This window comes from Sulfitobacter sp. PR48 (genome assembly GCF_028807335.1).
Lineage (GTDB): Bacteria > Pseudomonadota > Alphaproteobacteria > Rhodobacterales > Rhodobacteraceae > Sulfitobacter.
The window spans coordinates 12405-31230 of the sequence record NZ_JARAMM010000026.1 but is presented as its reverse complement, the minus strand read 5'-3'; the positions used below and the strand labels follow the sequence as shown (position 1 = coordinate 31230).

Annotated in this window: 19 protein-coding genes; 2 read left to right on the top strand and 17 right to left on the bottom strand. The window is 63.7% G+C overall.

Features of this window, described 5'->3' with window-relative positions; genetic code table 11:
- Nucleotides 1–245: 245 nt before the first annotated feature.
- The 7 genes from PVW51_RS22365 to PVW51_RS22335 form a co-directional block, all read right to left on the bottom strand.
- Nucleotides 246–1424: a DegT/DnrJ/EryC1/StrS family aminotransferase gene (locus PVW51_RS22365; RefSeq protein WP_274577698.1), complete on the bottom strand. Its 1179-nt coding sequence runs from the start codon at nucleotides 1422–1424 to the stop codon at nucleotides 246–248.
- Nucleotides 1425–1565: 141 nt separating this feature from the next.
- A complete protein-coding gene (locus tag PVW51_RS22360; RefSeq protein ID WP_274577696.1) occupies nucleotides 1566–2870 on the bottom strand; it encodes an NAD(P)/FAD-dependent oxidoreductase in 1305 nt (434 codons plus the stop codon).
- Between the two features lie 38 nt (nucleotides 2871–2908).
- Entirely contained in the window at nucleotides 2909–4267 is a 1359-nt protein-coding gene (locus PVW51_RS22355; protein ID WP_274577694.1) for a glutamine synthetase family protein, read from the bottom strand.
- On the bottom strand, nucleotides 4267–4944 hold the full coding sequence (locus PVW51_RS22350) for a type 1 glutamine amidotransferase (RefSeq protein WP_269364901.1): 678 nt from the start codon (nucleotides 4942–4944) through the stop codon (nucleotides 4267–4269). Before PVW51_RS22350 ends, PVW51_RS22355 begins: the two co-directional genes overlap by 1 nt.
- Nucleotides 4945–4952: 8 nt before the next feature.
- Nucleotides 4953–6287 (bottom strand): glutamine synthetase family protein, encoded by a 1335-nt coding sequence (locus PVW51_RS22345; protein ID WP_274577691.1) that lies wholly within the window; start codon nucleotides 6285–6287, stop codon nucleotides 4953–4955.
- 89 nt (nucleotides 6288–6376) lie between these two features.
- Nucleotides 6377–7183, bottom strand: coding sequence for an ABC transporter permease (locus PVW51_RS22340; protein WP_274577690.1), 807 nt, complete (start codon nucleotides 7181–7183; stop codon nucleotides 6377–6379).
- On the bottom strand, nucleotides 7180–8061 hold the full coding sequence (locus PVW51_RS22335) for an ABC transporter permease (protein ID WP_274577700.1): 882 nt from the start codon (nucleotides 8059–8061) through the stop codon (nucleotides 7180–7182). The genes PVW51_RS22340 and PVW51_RS22335 overlap by 4 nt, the downstream gene beginning before the upstream one ends.
- 105 nt (nucleotides 8062–8166) lie before the next feature.
- Between PVW51_RS22335 and PVW51_RS22330 the strand changes: the two genes are divergently transcribed.
- Nucleotides 8167–8400, top strand: coding sequence for a hypothetical protein (locus PVW51_RS22330; RefSeq protein ID WP_114275775.1), 234 nt, complete (start codon nucleotides 8167–8169; stop codon nucleotides 8398–8400).
- 47 nt (nucleotides 8401–8447) lie between these two features.
- Here the strand turns inward: PVW51_RS22330 and PVW51_RS22325 are convergent, their stop codons facing one another.
- The 3 genes from PVW51_RS22325 to PVW51_RS22315 form a co-directional block, all read right to left on the bottom strand.
- Complete coding sequence (locus PVW51_RS22325) at nucleotides 8448–9182, bottom strand: transporter substrate-binding domain-containing protein (protein ID WP_269364908.1); 735 nt, start codon at nucleotides 9180–9182, stop codon at nucleotides 8448–8450.
- 34 nt (nucleotides 9183–9216) lie between these two features.
- Nucleotides 9217–9993 carry an ABC transporter ATP-binding protein gene (locus PVW51_RS22320; RefSeq protein ID WP_269364910.1) on the bottom strand — a complete coding sequence of 259 codons (777 nt, stop codon included), beginning with the start codon at nucleotides 9991–9993 and terminating at the stop codon, nucleotides 9217–9219.
- Between the two features lie 156 nt (nucleotides 9994–10149).
- A complete protein-coding gene (locus PVW51_RS22315) occupies nucleotides 10150–11508 on the bottom strand; it encodes an aminotransferase-like domain-containing protein (protein WP_274577686.1) in 1359 nt (452 codons plus the stop codon).
- A 90-nt stretch (nucleotides 11509–11598) separates the two neighbouring features.
- On the opposite strand from PVW51_RS22315, the gene PVW51_RS22310 reads away from it, so the two are divergent.
- On the top strand, nucleotides 11599–12768 hold the full coding sequence (locus PVW51_RS22310) for an MFS transporter (RefSeq protein WP_274577683.1): 1170 nt from the start codon (nucleotides 11599–11601) through the stop codon (nucleotides 12766–12768).
- A gap of 120 nt (nucleotides 12769–12888) precedes the next feature.
- On the opposite strand, the gene PVW51_RS22305 is transcribed toward PVW51_RS22310, so the two are convergent.
- The 7 genes from PVW51_RS22305 to PVW51_RS22275 form a co-directional block, all read right to left on the bottom strand.
- On the bottom strand, nucleotides 12889–13326 hold the full coding sequence (locus PVW51_RS22305; protein ID WP_274577681.1) for a tellurite resistance TerB family protein: 438 nt from the start codon (nucleotides 13324–13326) through the stop codon (nucleotides 12889–12891).
- Nucleotides 13327–13362: 36 nt separating this feature from the next.
- Nucleotides 13363–13800, bottom strand: a complete 438-nt coding sequence (locus PVW51_RS22300) for a tellurite resistance TerB family protein (RefSeq protein ID WP_269364918.1) — start codon at nucleotides 13798–13800, stop codon at nucleotides 13363–13365.
- A 10-nt stretch (nucleotides 13801–13810) separates the two neighbouring features.
- Entirely contained in the window at nucleotides 13811–14461 is a 651-nt protein-coding gene (locus tag PVW51_RS22295) for a hypothetical protein (RefSeq protein WP_274577678.1), read from the bottom strand.
- A 21-nt stretch (nucleotides 14462–14482) separates the two neighbouring features.
- The gene (locus PVW51_RS22290; protein ID WP_274577676.1) at nucleotides 14483–14776 is read right to left on the bottom strand and encodes a DUF1330 domain-containing protein; all 294 of its coding nucleotides are present in this window, start codon (nucleotides 14774–14776) and stop codon (nucleotides 14483–14485) included.
- Between the two features lie 9 nt (nucleotides 14777–14785).
- Nucleotides 14786–15559 carry a 23S rRNA (adenine(2030)-N(6))-methyltransferase RlmJ gene (locus PVW51_RS22285; protein WP_274577673.1) on the bottom strand — a complete coding sequence of 258 codons (774 nt, stop codon included), beginning with the start codon at nucleotides 15557–15559 and terminating at the stop codon, nucleotides 14786–14788.
- A 499-nt stretch (nucleotides 15560–16058) separates the two neighbouring features.
- Nucleotides 16059–16898 carry a hypothetical protein gene (locus PVW51_RS22280; RefSeq protein WP_274577672.1) on the bottom strand — a complete coding sequence of 280 codons (840 nt, stop codon included), beginning with the start codon at nucleotides 16896–16898 and terminating at the stop codon, nucleotides 16059–16061.
- Between the two features lie 188 nt (nucleotides 16899–17086).
- Entirely contained in the window at nucleotides 17087–18733 is a 1647-nt protein-coding gene (locus PVW51_RS22275; protein WP_269364928.1) for a CTP synthase, read from the bottom strand.
- Nucleotides 18734–18826: the final 93 nt, after the last annotated feature.

Genomic DNA, 18826 nt, shown 5'->3' with positions numbered 1-18826 from the left:
TCACCAAATCGCCTACCCGAGGGGCGGGCAGGCGATGGCCCGGCGCCTTCGGCTTGTTCCGGGCCTGGGTGCTCATGTTTGATGGCAAGAAAGTCCGCTCACCTGACCTTGCCCCATACCACGCCCAAAGTCTGGTTTAGGTCGGAATTGCTTGGCACGGCCCACTGACTTGATTCAGAAAACCCGCCGCCAAGAGTCGGAGTTGCGCGGCATTCTGCTGCTCTGCTGCCGGCGCTGCCCTGCGGTCAGGCCGCTGCGGCCTTTGTGGTCTGCGCCAGCGCGTGCAGGATCACGTCGCAGACCGCATCAAGTTGTTCCATGGTCAGCTGAACGGGCAGGCGCACGTCGCAGGCCTGCATCAGCATGGCGCGGGTCCGGGGCAGTTCCGGCAGGTCGGGGATGAATTTCCAGTTCCAGAAGGCCCGCGCGTTGTCCGTGCTCTGGCCAAAGACCTGCACCTTGACGCCCTGCGCATCGGCGGCTGCGGCAAAGCTGCGGATCGCGGCATCATCCATGTCCACCAGGTTGAACTGGATCGAATCCGGGGCGCGCTGTTCACCCTCCAGCGGGGCGGGCACATGGATATGGGGTGAGGTCGAGAGGCGCGCCGCCACATGATCGTGGTTGCGCAGCCCGTCGCGCACCCGGCGCGGCAGTTCCGGCAGTTGTGGCCGGATCACCGCAGCGGCAAGGTTCGACATGCGCATGTTGTACAGGGGCAGGGTGTTCTGAAGCGGGGCAAAGGCATCTTTGAGCACCGCGTGCTTGCTCCAGTTGTGCTCATAGGCGCCGGACATGATGACGGCGCGCGCCGCCAGGTCCGGGTCATCGGTGATCATGATCCCGCCTTCGCCTGCGTTGATCATCTTGTAGGACTGGAAGGAGAAACAGCCGATCCGGCCGATGGTGCCGATCCTGCGGCCCTTCCACAGCGTGCCAAGCGAATGTGCCGCATCCTCGACCACGGGAATCCCGGCGGCATCGCAGAGCGCCATGATCGCATCCATGTCGGAGGTATGGCCGCGCATGTGGCTGACGATCACCGCTTTCACGCCGGGCAGTTTTGCCGCGAAATCATCCATGTCGATGCGGTAATTCTCGCCCACTTCACAAAGCACCGGCAGGCAATCGGCGTGCAGGACGGCGGAAGGCACGGCGGCAAAGGTAAAGCCGGGGATCAGGACCGACGCCTTTTCCGGCAGGTCCAGCGCCTTGAGCGAGAGGAACAGCGCGGCAGAGCAGGAAGAGACCGCCAGCGCATAGCTGCTGCCCATCATCTGTGCGAATTCCTGTTCCAGCAGTGTCACCGGCGCGTCGGATGCGGCGGTATAGCGGAACAGGTCGGCATCCTCCATCAACCGGGTGATCTCGGCCATCGCCGCTGGCGGGATGGGTTCGGCGCGGTGCAGGTCAGGAAGGGTCATTTCATCTTTCCCAAATAGTCATTTTCGTTTTTGTAAAACAAAAAGCTGCACGCAGAAAGCGTTTTCGCGGCGTCATCGCGTTAAGTTTTTGTGACCCGCTGCAGGGCCAATGGACATTCATCTGCGTCCACAGGCCCTGGATCAGACGCCCAGGCGGTCGCGCAGGCTGTACCAGCTCATGGCCAGCACCAGCAGAGGAGACCGCATGGCAGGGCCGCCGGGGAAGGGTGTGTTGGGGATGGCTGCCATGGTGTCGAACCCGTCGCTCTCGCCCGTCACCGCCTGTGCCATCAGGGCGCCTGCATGGGTCGCGGTGCCCAGCCCATGCCCGGAATAGCCCGAGGCGGACAGGATGTTGCGCCCGACACGCGCCACATAGGGCAGGCGTTTCATGGTGATGCCCAATGTGCCGCCCCAGGCGTAGTCGATGCGCACATCGCTGAGCTGCGGAAAGATCACCGACATCGGTTTGCGCACCTTGGCGGCAATGTCCTGAGGGAAGCGGTAGCCATAGCTTTCACCGCCGCCGAACAGCAGCCGCCCGTCATGGGACAGGCGGAAGTAGTTCACGACAAAGCGGCTGTCGGCCACGGCCACATCACGCGGCAGCACGTCGCTGATCCGGTCGCCCAGCGGTTCGGTGGCGGCGATGAAATTGTTGATCGGCATGACCCGTGCCGCGACCTTGCGGTTCAGCCCACCGAGATAGCCGTTGCAGGCCAGGATGACGTGTTCCGCCTCGACCCGCCCGGCATCGGTCTGGACGGTGCAGGGGGAGGCTTCGTCGATGTGATGTGCGGGGGAGGTCTCGAATATCCGCACCCCGGCCTCTTTCGCGGCGCGGGCCAGACCCAGGGCAAAGTTCAGCGGGTGCAGATGGGCCGCGCCCATGTCGAGGATGCCGCCGACGTAATCGGGGGAGGGGCAGACGCCCTGCAGGGCGGCATGGTCCAGCACCTCGATCTGGTCATAGCCATAGCGGTTTTCCAGATGTGCGGCGTAGGCGTGCAAATGCGCCAGGTCGCCCTCGTCAGAGGCGGTCCAGGCCACACCGGGTTTCAGGTGGCAGTCGATTCCGTGTTCGGCGATCAGCGATTTGACCAGCGCCTTGGCCTCTTCGCCCATCTGCCACAGGCGGGTGGCATGGTCCTGGCCCAGCATCTTTTCCAGCGCATCCTGTTCCACGCGCTGACCGCTGCCCAATTGCCCCCCGTTGCGGCCCGAGGCGCCAAAGCCCACGCGCTGTGCGTCGATCAGGATGACGTCGCGCCCGGCCTTGGCCAGATGCAGCGCCGCCGACAGGCCGGTGTAGCCGCCGCCGACCACGCAGACATCGGCCTTGTGATGCCCCTTGAGCACCCCGAATCGTTCCAGCGGGGTCGCGGTGGCCGCATACCAGCTTTGGGGATACTGGCCGCGCCGGTCATTGGCATAGAGCAGGTTCACGTCAGGTTCCTATGCAGGCTTTTGCACGGCGCGCCGCATTACACGTTCATCAGAAGGTGCTCGCGCTCCCATGGCGAGATGACCTGCAGGAATTCGTCGTATTCCGCGCGTTTCACGATGGCATAGACCCGCGCGAAATCGGGGCCGAGGACCTCGTGCAGCTTGGTGGCCTCTTCGAACAGGTCCAGCGCATTGCCCAGCACCTGCGGGATGTCGCCGTCACCGTCATAGGCGTCACCCATGAATTCTTCTTTCGGTTTCTTCTGTTCCATCAGCCCCAGATAGCCGCAGGCGAGGCTGGCGGCGATGCCGAGGTAGGGGTTGCAATCCATGCCCGGAATCCGGTTTTCGACCCGGCGCGAGTTCGGTTTCGACAGCGGGACCCGGATGCCGGTTGTGCGGTTGTCGCGGCCCCATTCGAGGTTGATCGGGGCGGCGTGATCCTTGACGTAGCGCCGGTAGCTGTTGACGTAGGGCGCAATCACCGCCAGCGCGTCGGGCATGTGGTTCTGCAGCCCGGCGATGAAATACATGAAGGCGTCCGTCTCGCCCTCCTGCGCGTCGGAAAAGATGTTCTTGCCGGTGCTGCTGTCGAGCACGGAATGATGGATGTGCATGGCGCTGCCGGGTTCATTCGCGATCGGCTTGGCCATGAAGGTGGCATAGCAGTCGTGGCGCAGCGCCGCCTCGCGGATCAGGCGCTTGAAGTAGAAGACCTCGTCAGCCAGCTTGACCGGGTCGCCGTGGATCAGGTTGATCTCCAGCTGGCCCGCGCCGCCCTCCTGGGTGATGCCGTCGATCTCGAAACCCTGGGCTTCCGCGAAATCGTAGATGTCGTCGATCACCGGGCCGAATTCGTCGACGGCGGTCATCGAATAGGCCTGCCGCGCGGCGGCGGGGCGGCCGGAGCGGCCCATCATCGGCTGGATCTCATGCGCGGGGTCGAGGTTGCGCGCGACCAGGAAGAATTCCATCTCGGGGGCCACCACCGGTTCCCAGCCCTGCGCGCGGTAAAGGTCCACCACCCGTTTCAGCACGTTGCGCGGCGAATAGGGGACCGGCTTGTTGTTGCGGTCATAGGCGTCATGGATCACCTGCAGGGTCCAGTCGGCGGTCCAGGGGGCGGCGGTTGCGGTGCTCATGTCGGGGCGCAGGATCATGTCCTTTTCGATGAACCCGTCATCCCCCGCCGCTTCGCCCCAGTCGCCGGTGATGGTCTGGAAAAAGATGCTGTCGGGCAGGTGGAAATATTCCTGGCGCGCGAATTTGGACGCAGGCACGGCCTTGCCGCGCGCGATGCCGGGCAGGTCGGAGATGATGCACTCGACCTCGTCCAGCCGCCTGCCTTCGAGATAAAGTTGTGCCGCTTCGGGCAGATCTGTCATCCTGTCGGCCATCAGGCCCTCTCTTTCTTGAAGAATGCAGCCATCTTGGCAGCTATCGCATGATTGTCGAGCGGTTGCGTCAGAGCGGCGGTTGCACTGTCGAGCTGCGCATCGGGGATCACGCCCTTGCCGCGATGGCGGATCAGCCCGCCGATGAAATCGGATTCGTATTCGGGATGGGGCTGAATGGTCCAGATGCGGTCATCATAGAGCAGGGCCGCATTGGCGCAGAAATCCGTCGCGCCGATCACTTGCGCCATTGCGGGTTTTTCCACCACCTGATCCTGATGCCAGGCGTTGATGGCATACTCCTGCCCCTCGATCGGATAGACCACGCGGCCCACGGACCAGCCGCCTGCGAATTTCTCGACCTTGCCGCCCATCGCCTGGGCGATGACCTGGTGGCCGAAACAGACGCCGATCATCGGCACATGCGCGGCGTAGCAGTCGCGGATGAACTGCTCCAGCGGCGGAATCCAGGGGTGGGGCTCATAGGCGCCATGGCGCGACCCGGTGATCAGCCAGCCTTCGGCGTCATGCACGCCCTGCGGCATCTCGCCGTCAACGACGGACCAGGCCTGATAGGTGAAATCGCGGTCGCCCAGGAGCCGCGCAAAATAGGCGTCGTAACGCCCGCCGTCAGACATTTCCTCGGGCGGATGGCCGGTGATGAGGATGCCGATTTTCATAGCCTCTCCTATACGGTGTCGAGATAGATGATGACCCGTTCTTCAGGGGTAAGTTCCTGCATGTAATGCAGTTCCTGCCGCTTTGTCAGGACAAGATTTCGTATCATTTCGGGCGCGAAGATGCGCGCGACATAGGGGTCGCTCTCGAAGGCGTCGATGGCCGCCTGCCAGTTGTCGGGGATCTGCGGCAGATCGGCGTCATAGGCGTTGCCGGTGACCGGGGGCGGCGGTGTGGCACCATCCTCGATGCCGGTGATGGCGGCGCCCAGAACGGCGGCCAGCATCAGATAGGGGTTCACGTCGCCGCCCGAGACGCGATGCTCGATCCGCCGCGCCGAGCTGCTGCCCGAAGGGATGCGGATGGAGGAGGTGCGGTTTTCATAGGCCCAGCTGACCCCGGTGGGCGCATGGTTGCCCGGCACCAGCCGGTCATAGCTGTTCAGATGCGGGGCAAAGACCAGCGCGGAACCGGGCATGGCGGAAATGCAGCCCGCAACCGCGTTCTTCATCAGGTCGGTGCCTTCGGGCCCGCCATTGTCAAAGACGTTCTTGCCGGATTGATCCAGGACCGAGAAATGTGTGTGCAGGCCGGAGCCGGGATAATCCTCATAGGGTTTGGCCATGAAAGAGGCGGCAAAGCCGTGCCGCCGCGCCAGCCCTTTCACCAGCATCTTGAACAGCCAGGCATCGTCGGCGGCGCGCAGGGCGTCGTCGCAATGCATCATGTTGATCTCGAACTGGCCCAGCCCGGCCTCTGAAATCGCGGTATCGGCGGGAATGTCCATTTCCTCGCAGGCGTCGTAGAGATCGGTGAAGAAACTGTCGAACTGGTCCAGGGCGCGGATCGACAGGGTTTCAGCCGCCTTGCGCCGCTTGCCGGAGCGGGGCGAGATCGGGACCTGCAGGTTGCGGCCTGAATCGTCGATCAGGAAGAATTCCAGCTCCACCGCGCAGACCGGCGTCAGGCCCCGGGCCTTGAACCGGTCAAGCACCGCGCGCAGCGCATGGCGCGGATCGCCCTCGTAGGGGCGGCCGTCCTCGTGGAACATCCAGATCGGCAGCAGGGCAGAGGGGGTCTCAAGCCAGGGCATCGGCAGGAAGCCGCGCTCGGTCGGTTTCAGCACGCCGTCACGGTCGCCGCTGTCAAAGACCAGCGGGCTGTCGTCGATGTCCTCGCCCCAGATGTCGAGATTCAGCACGGAGAAGGGAAAGCGCGTGCCTTCGGTTGTCACCTTGTCCGCGAAACGGGTCGGGACACGTTTGCCGCGCGGCTGACCGTTAAGGTCAGCGGCGGCCACACGGATCGTGCGGACATGAGGGTTCTTGCGGAGCCAGTTTTTCATTGCACACCTGATAGGCTGTGGGACAAGCGTTCAGGCCTCAGCCTGTCAGCCGTCAACCACCGCCGGATAATTTGATCAAAAGTTTGATACTACCGGATCAGATTAGGGCGCAAGCGTAATTTTTGGCGGCGTTCCTGCGGCAGGTGCCGGTTCAGCCGTTTGTTGATCAGCCCGAAAAGCGTGATCACGACCAAAGTCAGCAGGATGAAATACCCCGCCAGGATCGGATAGGGGACAAAGGGGTTGAAGGTCTTGTCCGCGAAATAGCTGGCGTAATAAAGCGCGTCGCCTTTTTGCTGAACCGCCGGGAACCCACTGAAAAATACCAGTGTTGTGGCGTGAAACAGGAAAATCGCCTCATTCGTATAGGCGGGCCAGGCCAGCCGCAGCATGGTGGGCCAGATCACCCGGCGAAAGCGTTTCCAGCCCGAGAGGCCATAGGCATCCGCCGCCTCGATGTCGCCCTTGGGCACCGACAGCAGCGCGCCGTAAAAGATTTCACCGGTATAGGCGGCGGTGTTGCAGAAAAGCACAACCAGCGCCCCCAGCCAGGCGGCAGAGAAGGGATCAAAGAAGGCGGCCTGCTGTTTCAGGGTCAGGAACAGGAAGTAGCCAAAGAAGAACTGGATAAAGAGCGGTGAGCCCCGGAAGATGAAGATGAACCATTCCGACGGCTTGCGCAGCAGCGGGTTGGGGCTGGCCTTGCCCAGGCCAAGGGCAGTGGCCAGGAAAAAGCCGGTGATCAGCGCCAGGGTGCCGAAATAGATGTTCCACAGCATGCCGGAGCCGATCAGGGTGAACTGGTCGCAGAGCGTGAAATTGTCACGCGGCAGCAGGCGTTCGCCGATGCCCAGCGACCGCAGGCCGTAATCCTGGATGGTCTGAAGGCAGCTCATGCGTTCTTCCTCTGCGCTTCGCCGCCCATGGTGGCCTGCCCGCGTGTCAGCCGGGTCATCAGCCGGCCCAGCACGATTTCGGAGACCCGCGTGAAGGCGAGGTAGAAGACCAGCAGGGCGAGGAAGTACCACACGCGCCAGTCGCCATGCGGGAAATCGGTAAAGCGCGGGGTCTTGGCCGCGCCCAGTTCCCGCGCCCAATAGACGATATCCTCGACCCCCAGCAGGAACAGCAGGGGGGTGGATTTGATCAATACCATCCAGAGGTTCGACAGGCCGGGCAGGGCATAGACCCACATCTGCGGCACCAGGATGCGCCAGAAGGTCTGGCGCGGGGACATGCCATAGCTTTCGGCGGTCTCCAGCTGTGCATGGGGCACGGCGCGCATGGCACCGAACAGCACATTGGCCGCGAAGGCGCCAAAGACGATGGCAAAGGTCAGCACCGCAAGGGCGAAACCATAGGTTTCATGCACCCATTGGGGGGAGTTGCCCAGCGGCATCTTGGCCGCCTGACAGACCAGGAAATCACTGCCCTGGCGGATCGGCTGATCCCAGTCGGGGCATTTCCACAGGTGGCGCATGTATTCCACGGCCTGATCCAGCGCGATGACGAAAAACAGGAAAAAGGCGATGTCCGGCACACCGCGCACGATGGCGATATAGCCCTTGCCGAACCAGCGCAGCGGCGCAAACTTCGCCCGCGCCGCCATCGCCCCGCCAAAGCCGAAGGCCAGCGCCGTGGGGGCCGTGATCGCCAGCAGCAGCAGCACGGTGCCGAAGGCGCCGTAAAAGGCCACGTGCTTGCCCGTGGTCAGGTAGCAGGTCAGCCAGATCAGGCCGTCCAGCGTTCCGGGATCTGTACAATCGGGAAGGATCAGCAGGGCCCTCCGACGGGGTCAGGAATACCCGACTGTTCAGCAAGAGACAGGTCTGGAATGCTCGGACCATTCAAAGATCCGCATTCAGCCAAAGGAAAACACATGTCAGACCAATTCATTTTCAAAAGCTCCGCCGCCACCGTGATCGACAACGGATCAGGCATGTTCGAGGATCCGCTGCTGGGTCTGACGATGCCCCGCGTGCTGGGTCTGGTGGTCGAAAACGGCTTCGAAGACCCATTGCTTGGCGCGACCGGTCCGCAGTCTTTCAGTCTGGATGACGCGGGCACTGATTTCCTCGTTCCTGTGGCATTTGAAGACCCGCTGCTGGGCTAGGGCTTCGGGGCGGAAAGGCCGGCCGCATCGGGCCGGCCTTTGTTGTATCAGAAGGTTTTGGCGTCTGCGCCGAACCATTTGATGATCAGCTCGTTCAGGCTGCCGTCGTCCTTCATGGACTGGATCGCCGCGTCGAGCTTTCCTTTCAGCTCGGTGTCGCTTTCGCGGACGCCGACACCGATACCGCCGCCCAGCGGCACGTCATCGCCAACAAAGCTCAGCTCACCGCCGGATTCCTCGACCGTGGGGGCCAGCGCGTCCTTGTCGGCGAAAACCGCATCGGCTTCGCCCGACATCACGGCGGCGACGGTTTCGTCATAGGTGGCGAATTCCAGCAGGGTGGCACCGGATTCAGCAACATAACCGGCCTGGATGGTGCTGGTCTGCGCCGCGATGACACCGCCGGTCAGATCCGCATCAGCCGATTTCGCCACATAGGCGGAGGCGGCGGGCGGGAAGTAGTTCTGCGTGAAGTCGATCACCTCGTCGCGCTCGTCGGTGATCGACATGCCGGCGATGATGGTGTCGTAGTTGCCGGAGGTCAGGTTGGGGATGATGCTGTCCCATTCATTGGTGACCCATTCGCAGGTCAGCTCGGCCCGCGCGCAAAGCTCGTCACCCACTTCGCGCTCGAAGCCGTCGACTTCACCCGCATCGTTGAGGAAGTTGTAGGGAGGGTAGGCGCCCTCGGTCCCCATGCGGACGGTGCTGGAATGCGAATCGGCAAAGGCCGCTCCGGCGATCATCGCCAGCGCCGTGGCGGAAAGGATAATCTTTTTCATAACGTGTTACTCCCGTTCTGGTTTTCGTTCTGGTCTACGTTGCGTGGGTCGCCGAAAGGAACCCGCGCAGGCGTTCTGATGTGGGCGCGCCGAACAGCCGGTCGGGCGGCCCCTGTTCCTCGATCAGGCCCTGATGCAGGAAAATGACGTGGTCGGACACATCAGCGGCCAGTTTCATGTCATGGGTGACGATCAGCATCGTGCGCCCCTCGGTGGCCAGATCCTTGATGACCCTGACCACCTCCTGCTCCAGCTCCGGGTCAAGCGCGCTGGTCGGCTCGTCAAAGAGCAGCGCCTCGGGCTCCATGCAGAGCCCCCGTGCAATTGCGGCGCGCTGCTGCTGGCCGCCGGAAAGCTGGGCCGGGTAGACATCGCATTTGTCACCGATCCCGACCTTGTCGAGATAGCCGCGTGCGGCCTGTTCGACCTCTGCCCGGTCGCGCCCCAGCACGGTCAGCGGCGCCTCCATCACGTTTTGCAGGATGGTCATATGGGACCACAGGTTGAATTGCTGGAACACCATGCTGAGATTGGTGCGGATGCGCAGCACCTGTTTGGGGTCGCTGGGCCTGCGGCCATGGTGGCTGCCCTTCCAGGTGACGGGTTCGCCCTTGAACAGGATGTCGCCCTGCTGGCTGTCTTCCAGCAGGTTGCAGCACCGCAGCAGCGTCGATTTGCCCGACCCGGATGATCCGATCAGCGAAATCACATTTCCCTTGGGGGCGCTCAGGCTGACGCCTTTGAGCACTTCGAGCGCGCCATAGGCCTTGTGCAGGTCGTTGATCTGGATGACGGGGGTCTCAGGGTCCACGAGTGTCACTTCTTACCGTTTCGATGTGACATAAGGGAATAATTTCCCTCAGATTGCAACGCCGTGTTTGGCAGGGCCGCATAATTTGCGGGCTGACCTAGGGTCAATCGCTGAAGGACAGGGCAGGCACCCGGCGCGGGCGGTGGCAAAGCTGCGTCACAGGCCCGGCCGCGGGGTGGGTTTCACGGGCGTGTGGCGCTCGATGGCGTCCAGTACCGTTTGCAGGGCGGCGGTCAGCTCCTCTGTCCTCATGCCGCCAAAGGCCAGCCTCAGCGCCTGGGGAATCGCGGCGGTGGTGGCAAAAGGCTCCGCGCCGGAGACGGAAAGCCCCTTTTGTTTCAGATGGGTGACGATGGGGCCGGCGCGCAGCCCCCTGTCCAGGGGCAGCCAGGCGAACCCCGCATTGCGGTGCGCCAGCACCGGCCTTTCGCCAAACACGGCGCGGCAGATGCGCTGACGTTCGGCACCGTCCGCGCGGCGGGTCTGCTCGGAGGCTGCAAGCGTGCCATCCGTGATCCAGCCGGTGACCAGACCGGAAATCAGCGCGGGCGCGTTCCATGTGGTTGCCCGGATCGCATCAAGCAGCCCGTCGAGATGCCGCGCCGGGGCAATCACATAGCCAAGCCGCAGCCCCGTCGCGAGGCTTTTGGAGAAACCGCCCAGGTGGATCGTCAGATCGGGGGCAAGGGCAAGGAAGCCCGGCGGCGGATCCGGTTCGAGAAAGGCATATGCCGCGTCCTCCAGGATCAACAGGTCATGCTTTCGCGCCACCTCGATCAGGCGTTGCCGGGTGGGCAGGTCCATGACCGCGCCCAGCGGGTTCTGTACGGTCGGGATCAGATAGAGCGCGCGCAGCTTGCGGATGCGGCATTGCCGGTCCAGCGCATCGGGGTTCATCACGCCATCCACCCCCTCGATGCCCACCAGGTCGAGCCCCTGCAGGGCGGCGACGGATTTGAAGCCGGGATAGGTCAGCATGTCGGTGGCCACCGCATCCCCGCGCCGCAGCAGCCCAAGTGCGGTGATCGCCAGCCCGTGCTGCGCGCCCGATGTGATCAGCAGCGCCTCCGGATCGACCGGGCCGAGGCTGGTCGAGAGATGTTCCGCGATGATCCGGCACTCGTGGGGGCGGCCGCCATGGGGCTGATAGCGCAGCATCGCCTCAAGATCGCCCGAGGCCGCGAGCCGCCGCAGCCCGGAGCGCAGCATATCCGCATCCCCGGCACCGCCGGGCATGTTGAAGACAAGATCGACCAGCCCTTCGCTGTCGGTCTGCCGGACCCCCAGGGTGAGCGGCAGGCCCGGATCGCGCACGAAGGTGCCGCGCCCCGCCTCGCCCAGAACCATGCCCCGGCGTTCAAGTTCGCCATAGGTGCGCGTGGCCGTGGCTAGGGCGACGCCGAATTGTTCGGCAAAGGCGCGGTGCGTGGGCAATCTGGTGCCCGGCGCAAGTTTACCGTTCTCGATGGCGCCGGTGAGCGCGTCGGCGAGGCGCAGATATTTGGCTTTGCCCATCACACCCCCTGTACCTGGTACAATCTAAAAATTGTCATGCATTATGGCGCATGGCATGCCCCGTGCAAGTCAATCTTTGAGGGTCTTGCCATGTCGGGAATTCTTGCCGCCGCGCTGCTTGGGCTGGCGCTGTTCACGGTCACCTTTGCGGTGAACCTTCAGGCCCCGCTTTATGACATCTATGCGGCGCAAAGCGGGGTGGGCGCGACGGCGGTCACCCTGGCCTTTGCCGCCTATGTCGGGGGGCTGATGCCGACGCTCCTGCTGCTGGGCGGTCTGTCTGACCGGATCGGGCGGCGCATTCCGCTGGCGCTGGCGCTGATCCTGGGGGCGGTGGCGACGGGGCTTCTGGTCCTGCTGCCGGGCTGGACCACGCTTGTGGTTGCCCGCTGTCTGCTGGGGGTCGGCACCGGCCTCGCCACCACAGCGGGCACCGCCTATATGGCCGAGATCATGGGAACGGCGCAGGCGCGGAACGCGGCACTGGCTGTCACCTCGGCGACTTCGCTGGGGTTCGGTGGCGGGGCGCTGGCAACGGGGATCAGCCTTGGGGTGCAGGGGCCGACGCTGCTGCCGGTCAGCTATATCGCCCTGTTCATCGCGGCGCCCGTGCTTGCGGTGACGGCCTTGATGCTGCCCCGGAACGACAGCCTGCGGCCAGTGTCCCTGCTGCGGTTGCCGGTGTTTCCGGCAGGCAGCTGGCGCTTCGGGGCGGCGATGGCGCTGGCATGGTCCACGACCGGCATGACCATTGCCATCGTGCCGCTGGAACTGGCGGCGAACGATCTGGGCGGATGGACCGGTCTGGTGATCTTTCTGGCGATTTTTGCGGGCTTCCTGTGCCAGCCGCTGGCCCGGCGCATGACAAACCAGGGCGCGCTGAACCTGGGGTTTGTGCTGATCCCGCTGGGGTTTCTGGTGCTGCTGGCCGGTGTCTGGCTCAAGGTGCTGGCCCTTGTGTTGCTCGGCACCTGCATTACCAGTGCGGCGAGCTATCGGTTCACCTATCTGGCCGCGCTGGCAGAGGTGTCGCTGCGGGCGCCGCAGGACCGTGCGCGCGCCGCTGCGGGGCTGTTCGTCTATGCCTATGCGGGGTTCTCGCTACCGGTCATCGCCAGCGGCGCGCTGGCGGATGTGCTGGGGCTGCTGCCCGCGATGATCGTCTTTGCAGCGGTGCAGAGCGCGGCGACCCTGATCATCGTGACATTTGCGCGCAGGACCGACCGCTTGCGGGGCAGGGCGCTGGGCGCCGGATCATGACCCGGCGCTGAGCCTTGCCTGGAGCGTTTCCAGTTTATGCTGTATCGCCAATACCCTGCCGCGCCTTTGGCGCTCCCGGGACATTGGCGATGCGTCGTTTCAACGAAAACTGGAAACGCTTTAGCGCGCCGCGACCCGCTGGCGGGCCATGGCGCTGTCCTTGTCCTCGACACCCAGCAGGCTGGCGACAAGGCGCAGCAGCGCGTCTTCCTCGTCAGCGCGGGTGCCGTCGGCCAGAACCACCTTCCACAGCGCCTCGATCACCCCGAGGCGATTCTCATAGGGCACCGCCTCCTTGATCGCGCGGGTAAAGCGGACGGTATCGGGGGCCTGCGCCTCCAGCTCTTCGGCCTCGGCGCGCAGGGCGGCGGCCTGTTCCGGGGTCAGCCCATAACGGTCGCGGGCGATTTCCTCGATCCGCCGCATTTCGCCGGCGTCATAGTCATTGTCCGACCGGGCAACACGCACCAGAAGCGCGGTCAGCGCGAGGCGGGCATCGGTATCGGCAAGCGGGGCGGGATCCGGCTGGGTCAGCCGTTTGATGAAATCAGCAAACATGATCAGGATATAGACCCGCGCAGGGGCCTTGCCAACTCAGAGATTGCGCAGCGCATCCTCGCGCGCGGCCTGCATGTCGTCATCGGTCAGCCCAAGCGCGGTTTCGATGGCAAGCAGCTGGATTTCTTCCTTTTCGTCACGATCGCCATCGGCCAGCGCGACGGACCACATGGCTTCGCCCAAAGCCCTGCGGTGGGCATAATCGACTTCCTCGCGCAGGATATCCACGAATTCCGGCGTACCCGGCGCATCCCGTTCCAGCGCCTCGCAGGTGGCGCGCAGTTTCGCGGCCTCCAGCGGTTTCAACCCGAAAGTCCGGGCAAGGATGCGGTCGATCTGGCCGACCTCCGCTGCATTGTAATTCCGGTCGGCAAGCGCCACGCGCACCAGCAATGCCCCAAGGGCAAGCTGCGCATTCGGCTGCGGCAGGGGTTTCGGCGCGGGTTTGCGGCGGGGAAAGAGGCGTTCGAACATGACGGCCTGTCTAGCTCAGGTCCGGCGGATTTCCAAAGCGTAAAGTGTCGATGGCGATGCCTTCGGGGTCAGTATTTGTCAAAACCATGCCCGCGATGTCACGGATGTCATCGGCGCGGGCAAACCCCAGGGTGAATTCGCCCGTGGGCTCTATCGGAACAGCCCCGATGACCGAGCCGTCGCGGCGCAGGAACTGGGCAAGTGCAACACCGGATTCGCCGCCGCGCAGGGCAAAGGACAGGGCGTTCTGGTCATTGTCGAAGAGCACGGCAATCGCGCCTTCTCCCTGGCCTTCACGGCGTGGAAACCCGGCGGGGCCATAGCCGTTCAGCACCGTATTACCCTGGAAGTTGACCACCGACAGGTTCTGCCCCGGCGCACCCGGCAGCAGGATCAGCGGACCCAGCGCCGCGCCGATGACCTGATCATGGGCGCCCGCCGCCGCCAGCCCCTGGCCTGCGAAGATTTCACCGAACTGGGCACCGTCGAGGTTCATGACATCATCCACCCGCAGGCCCGGTCCGGCACCGGATGGAATGTCGTCAAAGGTGATGACACGGGTCAGCGCCAGGCTGTCGGGGTTGACCAGGCAGACCGGCGCGCCACAGGCAAGCAGGCCGGTGGGGAGCAGGGAAAGAAAGAGCGCGCGCATGAAGATCATCGTCGCAGCCTAGCATAGATTTCAGCCGTCGTACCCTTCGACGATGATCATATCCCCTTCGGAGACGGGCAGGCGGATCTCCTTCGCTTTCTGGTAGGCATCGCTTTCGTAACAGGCAATCGCATCTGCAAGGCTGGCAAACTCCAGCACCACGGTGCGGCTGCGCCAGCTGCCTTCGCGCAGGTCCTGGGTGCCGCCCCGCACCAGGAACCTTGCCCCGAAGTCGGCAAAGGGTTTCGCATTGGCCGCGCGGTAGCTGTCGTAGGTTTCCGCGTCTTTCACATCCATCCGGGCGATCCAGTATCCCTTGGGCATCGGTGGCTCCTATCTTGTAAATTGCGTGGCCAGCCGTTTGGCCTCGGCCTCCAGCCCGTAGGGCGGGTTGATGACAAAAAGCCCCGATCCCACCATCCCGTGGCCGGGGCGCGCGGGGGGAAAGCGGACCTCATGGCGCAGGGCCTCGGGGTGGCTGCGGGCAAGCTCGGCCAGCATCGGCTGATGCGCCTTGCTGGTCAGGATCGGATACCACAGCACGATGATCCCGACGTTCCAGGCGCGCGCCAGCTTGGCGATGCTGCGCGGCAGGCTTTCGTAGTCGGTCTTGATCTCATAGCTCGGGTCGATCAGCATCAGCCCCCGGCGCGGTGTGGGCGGGGTCAGGGCAAAGGCCATTTCCACCCCGTCACGCAGATGGCAGGTCGCGGGGTAGGGTGACATCGCAAAGTCGAGGGCGGCATGTTCCGCAGGATGCAGCTCGGCCAGGTGGATCCGGTCATCGGGGCGCAGCAGCCGCGCCGCAATCAGCGGAGAGCCGGGATAGGCGCGCGGCCCGTGGTCGGCACGCACCTCGTTCAGCACCTGGAGATAGGGATGATCCGCACCGAACCAGCCCGCCGCGCGGTCGATGCCCTGCGCCGCCTCGCCGGTCTTGCGCGCGGCCGCATCGTCCAGATCGTAAAGCGCGCGACCGCCGTGGGTTTCCAGATAGGTCAGCGGCTTGTCCTTGCGGGTAAGGTAGGCCAGCATCCAGGCCAGCAGCCCGTGTTTGTGAACATCCGCGAGATTCCCCGCGTGGTAGATATGTTGGTAACTCAGCATGGCACGGGTGTAGTGGATTGCAGCGGCGTGGCAAGGGCTCAGCTTTCGCGGGTGTCAGGTGTCAGACAAGAGCGGTTTTCCTGTCAGGTCGCTGACCCGGATCGTTTCTGCCTGGGAGAAGCTGCCGTTCGTGCGCTTTGCGGCGCAGGGCGGGAAAGAGCCCTTTCCTCTACCCTTGCGCGGAATCAAGGCCGCAGGCCGCCGCGCATCGCCGGGCCGTCCCCTGGCACGGCGATTTGGCTGCTCTAATGCCACATCGTTAGTTAGGATGTGCTTGGCTGCCATTAAGTGCCAGTCACTGAGGTCGGATCGCCGAACCACGGCCCGTCGATGCGCGGCTTGACGTTTCGCAGCAATGCCCGCTGAGCAGACACCCGCTGTTCCGCGCAGAAGGTCCGCTTCGGGTCGGAAATTACGGGCATTTGAGTCGGGATTGCCTGGCACGGCCGTCCGACAAGATTCAGGAAATCCCTTGGTTCAAGTCACTTTCGCATGGCATTCAACAGCGGGCATCCTCCAGCGCGCTGCCCCAGAACCGGCCCTTGACCATCCAGGACAGCCCGAAGGCCCAGAGCGCCACCGTCTCGAACCAGAAGGTCAGCCGCGCGCGGGGCCACCAGGACAGGTCAAGGCTGGTCCAGGCCCCCAGCGCCGCGTAAAGCCCCATCGCCAGGATGCAGAAGATCATGATGCCGCCACAGGCGATATAAAGGCTGTTGCGGATGATCTTGGCCTGTTTCAGCGACCCGTCGGGATTGCGCTGATGCGGCTCCACGGCGGTAAAGACCACCAGCGCGAACCAGGCCAGGAACGAAAACAGCAGCGCCGCAGAGGCGTAATGCAGGCTGGCCGAAAACGAGGTGAGCCGGAAGTAGGGCGCAAGATCGGGCAGCCCGTCGATGGGCGGCACCTTGATCAGGTCCAGATGGTCGGGATCGGGGCCAAAGCTGACCATGGCGCGGGCGGTGAAGCTGTCCGCATCGCAGCCAAAGCCGGAGGTGGGGAACAGGGCCACGCCAATGGCAAATATGCCGGCCCAGGTGGCCAGACGCCCCTCCGCGCCGTCCTTGTCCTCGCCCTGATAGACCCACAGATAGGTGCCGATAAAGACCAGCGCCCCGATGAAAGGGCCACCCAGGAAGGGCGCGTAATAATAATGGCTGATGGAGGCGCGGTAGCAGGTCGGCCAGACCGGGTTGAACACGCCGATCAGCATGATGGTGGGCAGGCCAAGCGCAACCAACCCTACGAAAAAGGCGAGGGTGCGCTGGTTGATCTTCGCATAGGGGTCTTCTGACGCATTTTGATACCGGTCGGCACCGGTCTGAAAGACTTGCATGGGTATGGCTTTCTGAAATGGCGGAGGTGAAATGCCGCCAAGGCTACTGCCAATGCATCATTCCCGCAAGACGGGAGGGTTTGCCGCCCCGCTGTCCGGTGTCTGCCGTCCTTGCCCGAGGCCCGGCTGGCAGGTTCAACCGCCATGCCCGCTTTCTTTCCATGTCGTCCCTGTGGCGCTGAAACGCCCTAGACCAGCCGCGAATTCTCCTTGGCCGCGCGGACGAAATCCTTGAACAGCGGGTGCGGGGCGAAGGGTTTGGATTTCAGCTCCGGATGGAATTGCACGCCGATGAACCACGGGTGATCGGGCCATTCCACGATCTCGGGCAGGCGGCCGTCCGGGGACATGCCGGAAAACACCAGACCGGTTTTCTCAAGCGTTTCCTGATAGGCAATGTCCACTTCGTAGCGGTGGCGGTGGCGTTCGTCGATCTGGGTGGTGCCATAGGCTTCGGCCACGCGGGACCCGGCCTTGAGCACCGCGTCATAGGCGCCCAGACGCATGGTGCCGCCCTTGTCGTCGCCCAGTTTGCGTTCAACCTTGTGGTTGCCCTGCACCCATTCCTTGAGGTGGTAAACCACCGGCTCGAAACGCTTTTTCCCGGCTTCGTGGTCGAATTCCTCGGAGCCTGCGGTCTTCAGGCCGGCCAGGTTGCGCGCCGCCTCGATCACCGCCATCTGCATGCCCAGGCAGATCCCCAGATAGGGCACCTTGTGTTCGCGGGCATATTGCGCCGCCTTGATCTTGCCCTCGGTGCCGCGCTCGCCGAAACCGCCGGGCACGAGGATGGCGTGGAACCCTTCCAGATGCGGGCCGACATCCTGGGCCTTGTCGAAAATCTCTGAATCCACCCATTCGACGCGCACCTTGACCCGGTTGGCCATGCCGCCATGGGTCAGCGCCTCTGCAATGGATTTATAGGCATCCTCAAGCTGGGTGTATTTGCCGACGATGGCGATCTTCACCTCGCCCTCGGGGTTGTGGATGCGGTCATAGACATCGTGCCACATGGCCAGGTCCGGACGTGGCGCCGGAGAGATGTCGAAGGCATCCAGCACCGCCTGGTCCAGCCCCTGCGCGTGATAGGCCAGCGGCGCCTCGTAGATCGACTTCAGGTCATAGGCTGCAACAACGGATTCCTTGCGGACGTTGCAGAACAGCGCGATTTTCTCGCGTTCCTTTTCCGGGATCGGCTGTTCCGAGCGGCAGACGAGAATGTCGGGGGCGATGCCGATGCTCTGCAATTCCTTGACGGAGTGCTGGGTCGGCTTGGTCTTCAACTCGCCGGAGGCGGCAAGGTATGGCAGGAGGGTCAGATGCATGAAGATGCATTGCCCGCGCGGTCTGTCGTGGCTGAACTGGCGGATCGCCTCGAAAAAGGGCAGGCCTTCGATGTCGCCCACGGTGCCGCCGATCTCGCAGAGCATGAAATCGACCTCATCGTCACCGATGTTTAGGAAGTCCTTGATTTCATTGGTAACATGCGGCACCACCTGGATGGTCTTGCCCAGGTAATCGCCGCGGCGCTCTTTCTCCAGCACGTTGGAATAGATGCGGCCGGAGGAGACGGAATCGGTCATCCTTGCGGGGACCCCGGTGAAGCGTTCGTAATGGCCCAGGTCGAGATCGGTTTCCGCCCCGTCATCGGTGACGAAGACTTCGCCATGTTCGAAAGGCGACATCGTGCCGGGATCGACGTTCAGGTAAGGGTCCAGTTTGCGCAGCCGCACCGAAAAGCCCCGCGCCTGCAGCAAGGCCCCCAGCGCCGCGGAGGCCAGCCCCTTGCCCAGTGAAGAGACCACACCACCGGTGATGAAAATATATCGCGCCATGTTCGGACAGCCCCCGTGTATTCGCATTTCTGTGGCAAAAACCAGCCAGATGCGTTGCAGAAAACCGCAGCACCACGGGACTTAAGCCTAACA

What these genes read in the sequence shown, in the direction of transcription:
- PVW51_RS22285 (WP_274577673.1), bottom strand. Translation starts at nt 15,559, where the DNA reads ATGCTGAGTTACCAACATATCTACCACGCGGGGAATCTCGCGGATGTT.
- PVW51_RS22340 (WP_274577690.1), bottom strand. Translation starts at nt 7,183, where the DNA reads ATGAGCTGCCTTCAGACCATCCAGGATTACGGCCTGCGGTCGCTGGGC.
- PVW51_RS22275 (WP_269364928.1), bottom strand. Translation starts at nt 18,733, where the DNA reads ATGGCGCGATATATTTTCATCACCGGTGGTGTGGTCTCTTCACTGGGC.
- PVW51_RS22350 (WP_269364901.1), bottom strand. Translation starts at nt 4,944, where the DNA reads ATGAAAATCGGCATCCTCATCACCGGCCATCCGCCCGAGGAAATGTCT.
- PVW51_RS22310 (WP_274577683.1), top strand. Translation starts at nt 11,599, where the DNA reads ATGTCGGGAATTCTTGCCGCCGCGCTGCTTGGGCTGGCGCTGTTCACG.
- PVW51_RS22365 (WP_274577698.1), bottom strand. Translation starts at nt 1,424, where the DNA reads ATGACCCTTCCTGACCTGCACCGCGCCGAACCCATCCCGCCAGCGGCG.
- PVW51_RS22315 (WP_274577686.1), bottom strand. Translation starts at nt 11,508, where the DNA reads ATGGGCAAAGCCAAATATCTGCGCCTCGCCGACGCGCTCACCGGCGCC.
- PVW51_RS22355 (WP_274577694.1), bottom strand. Translation starts at nt 4,267, where the DNA reads ATGGCCGACAGGATGACAGATCTGCCCGAAGCGGCACAACTTTATCTC.
- PVW51_RS22345 (WP_274577691.1), bottom strand. Translation starts at nt 6,287, where the DNA reads ATGAAAAACTGGCTCCGCAAGAACCCTCATGTCCGCACGATCCGTGTG.
- PVW51_RS22295 (WP_274577678.1), bottom strand. Translation starts at nt 14,461, where the DNA reads ATGATCTTCATGCGCGCGCTCTTTCTTTCCCTGCTCCCCACCGGCCTG.
- PVW51_RS22305 (WP_274577681.1), bottom strand. Translation starts at nt 13,326, where the DNA reads ATGTTTGCTGATTTCATCAAACGGCTGACCCAGCCGGATCCCGCCCCG.
- PVW51_RS22325 (WP_269364908.1), bottom strand. Translation starts at nt 9,182, where the DNA reads ATGAAAAAGATTATCCTTTCCGCCACGGCGCTGGCGATGATCGCCGGA.
- PVW51_RS22290 (WP_274577676.1), bottom strand. Translation starts at nt 14,776, where the DNA reads ATGCCCAAGGGATACTGGATCGCCCGGATGGATGTGAAAGACGCGGAA.
- PVW51_RS22300 (WP_269364918.1), bottom strand. Translation starts at nt 13,800, where the DNA reads ATGTTCGAACGCCTCTTTCCCCGCCGCAAACCCGCGCCGAAACCCCTG.
- PVW51_RS22280 (WP_274577672.1), bottom strand. Translation starts at nt 16,898, where the DNA reads ATGCAAGTCTTTCAGACCGGTGCCGACCGGTATCAAAATGCGTCAGAA.
- PVW51_RS22330 (WP_114275775.1), top strand. Translation starts at nt 8,167, where the DNA reads ATGTCAGACCAATTCATTTTCAAAAGCTCCGCCGCCACCGTGATCGAC.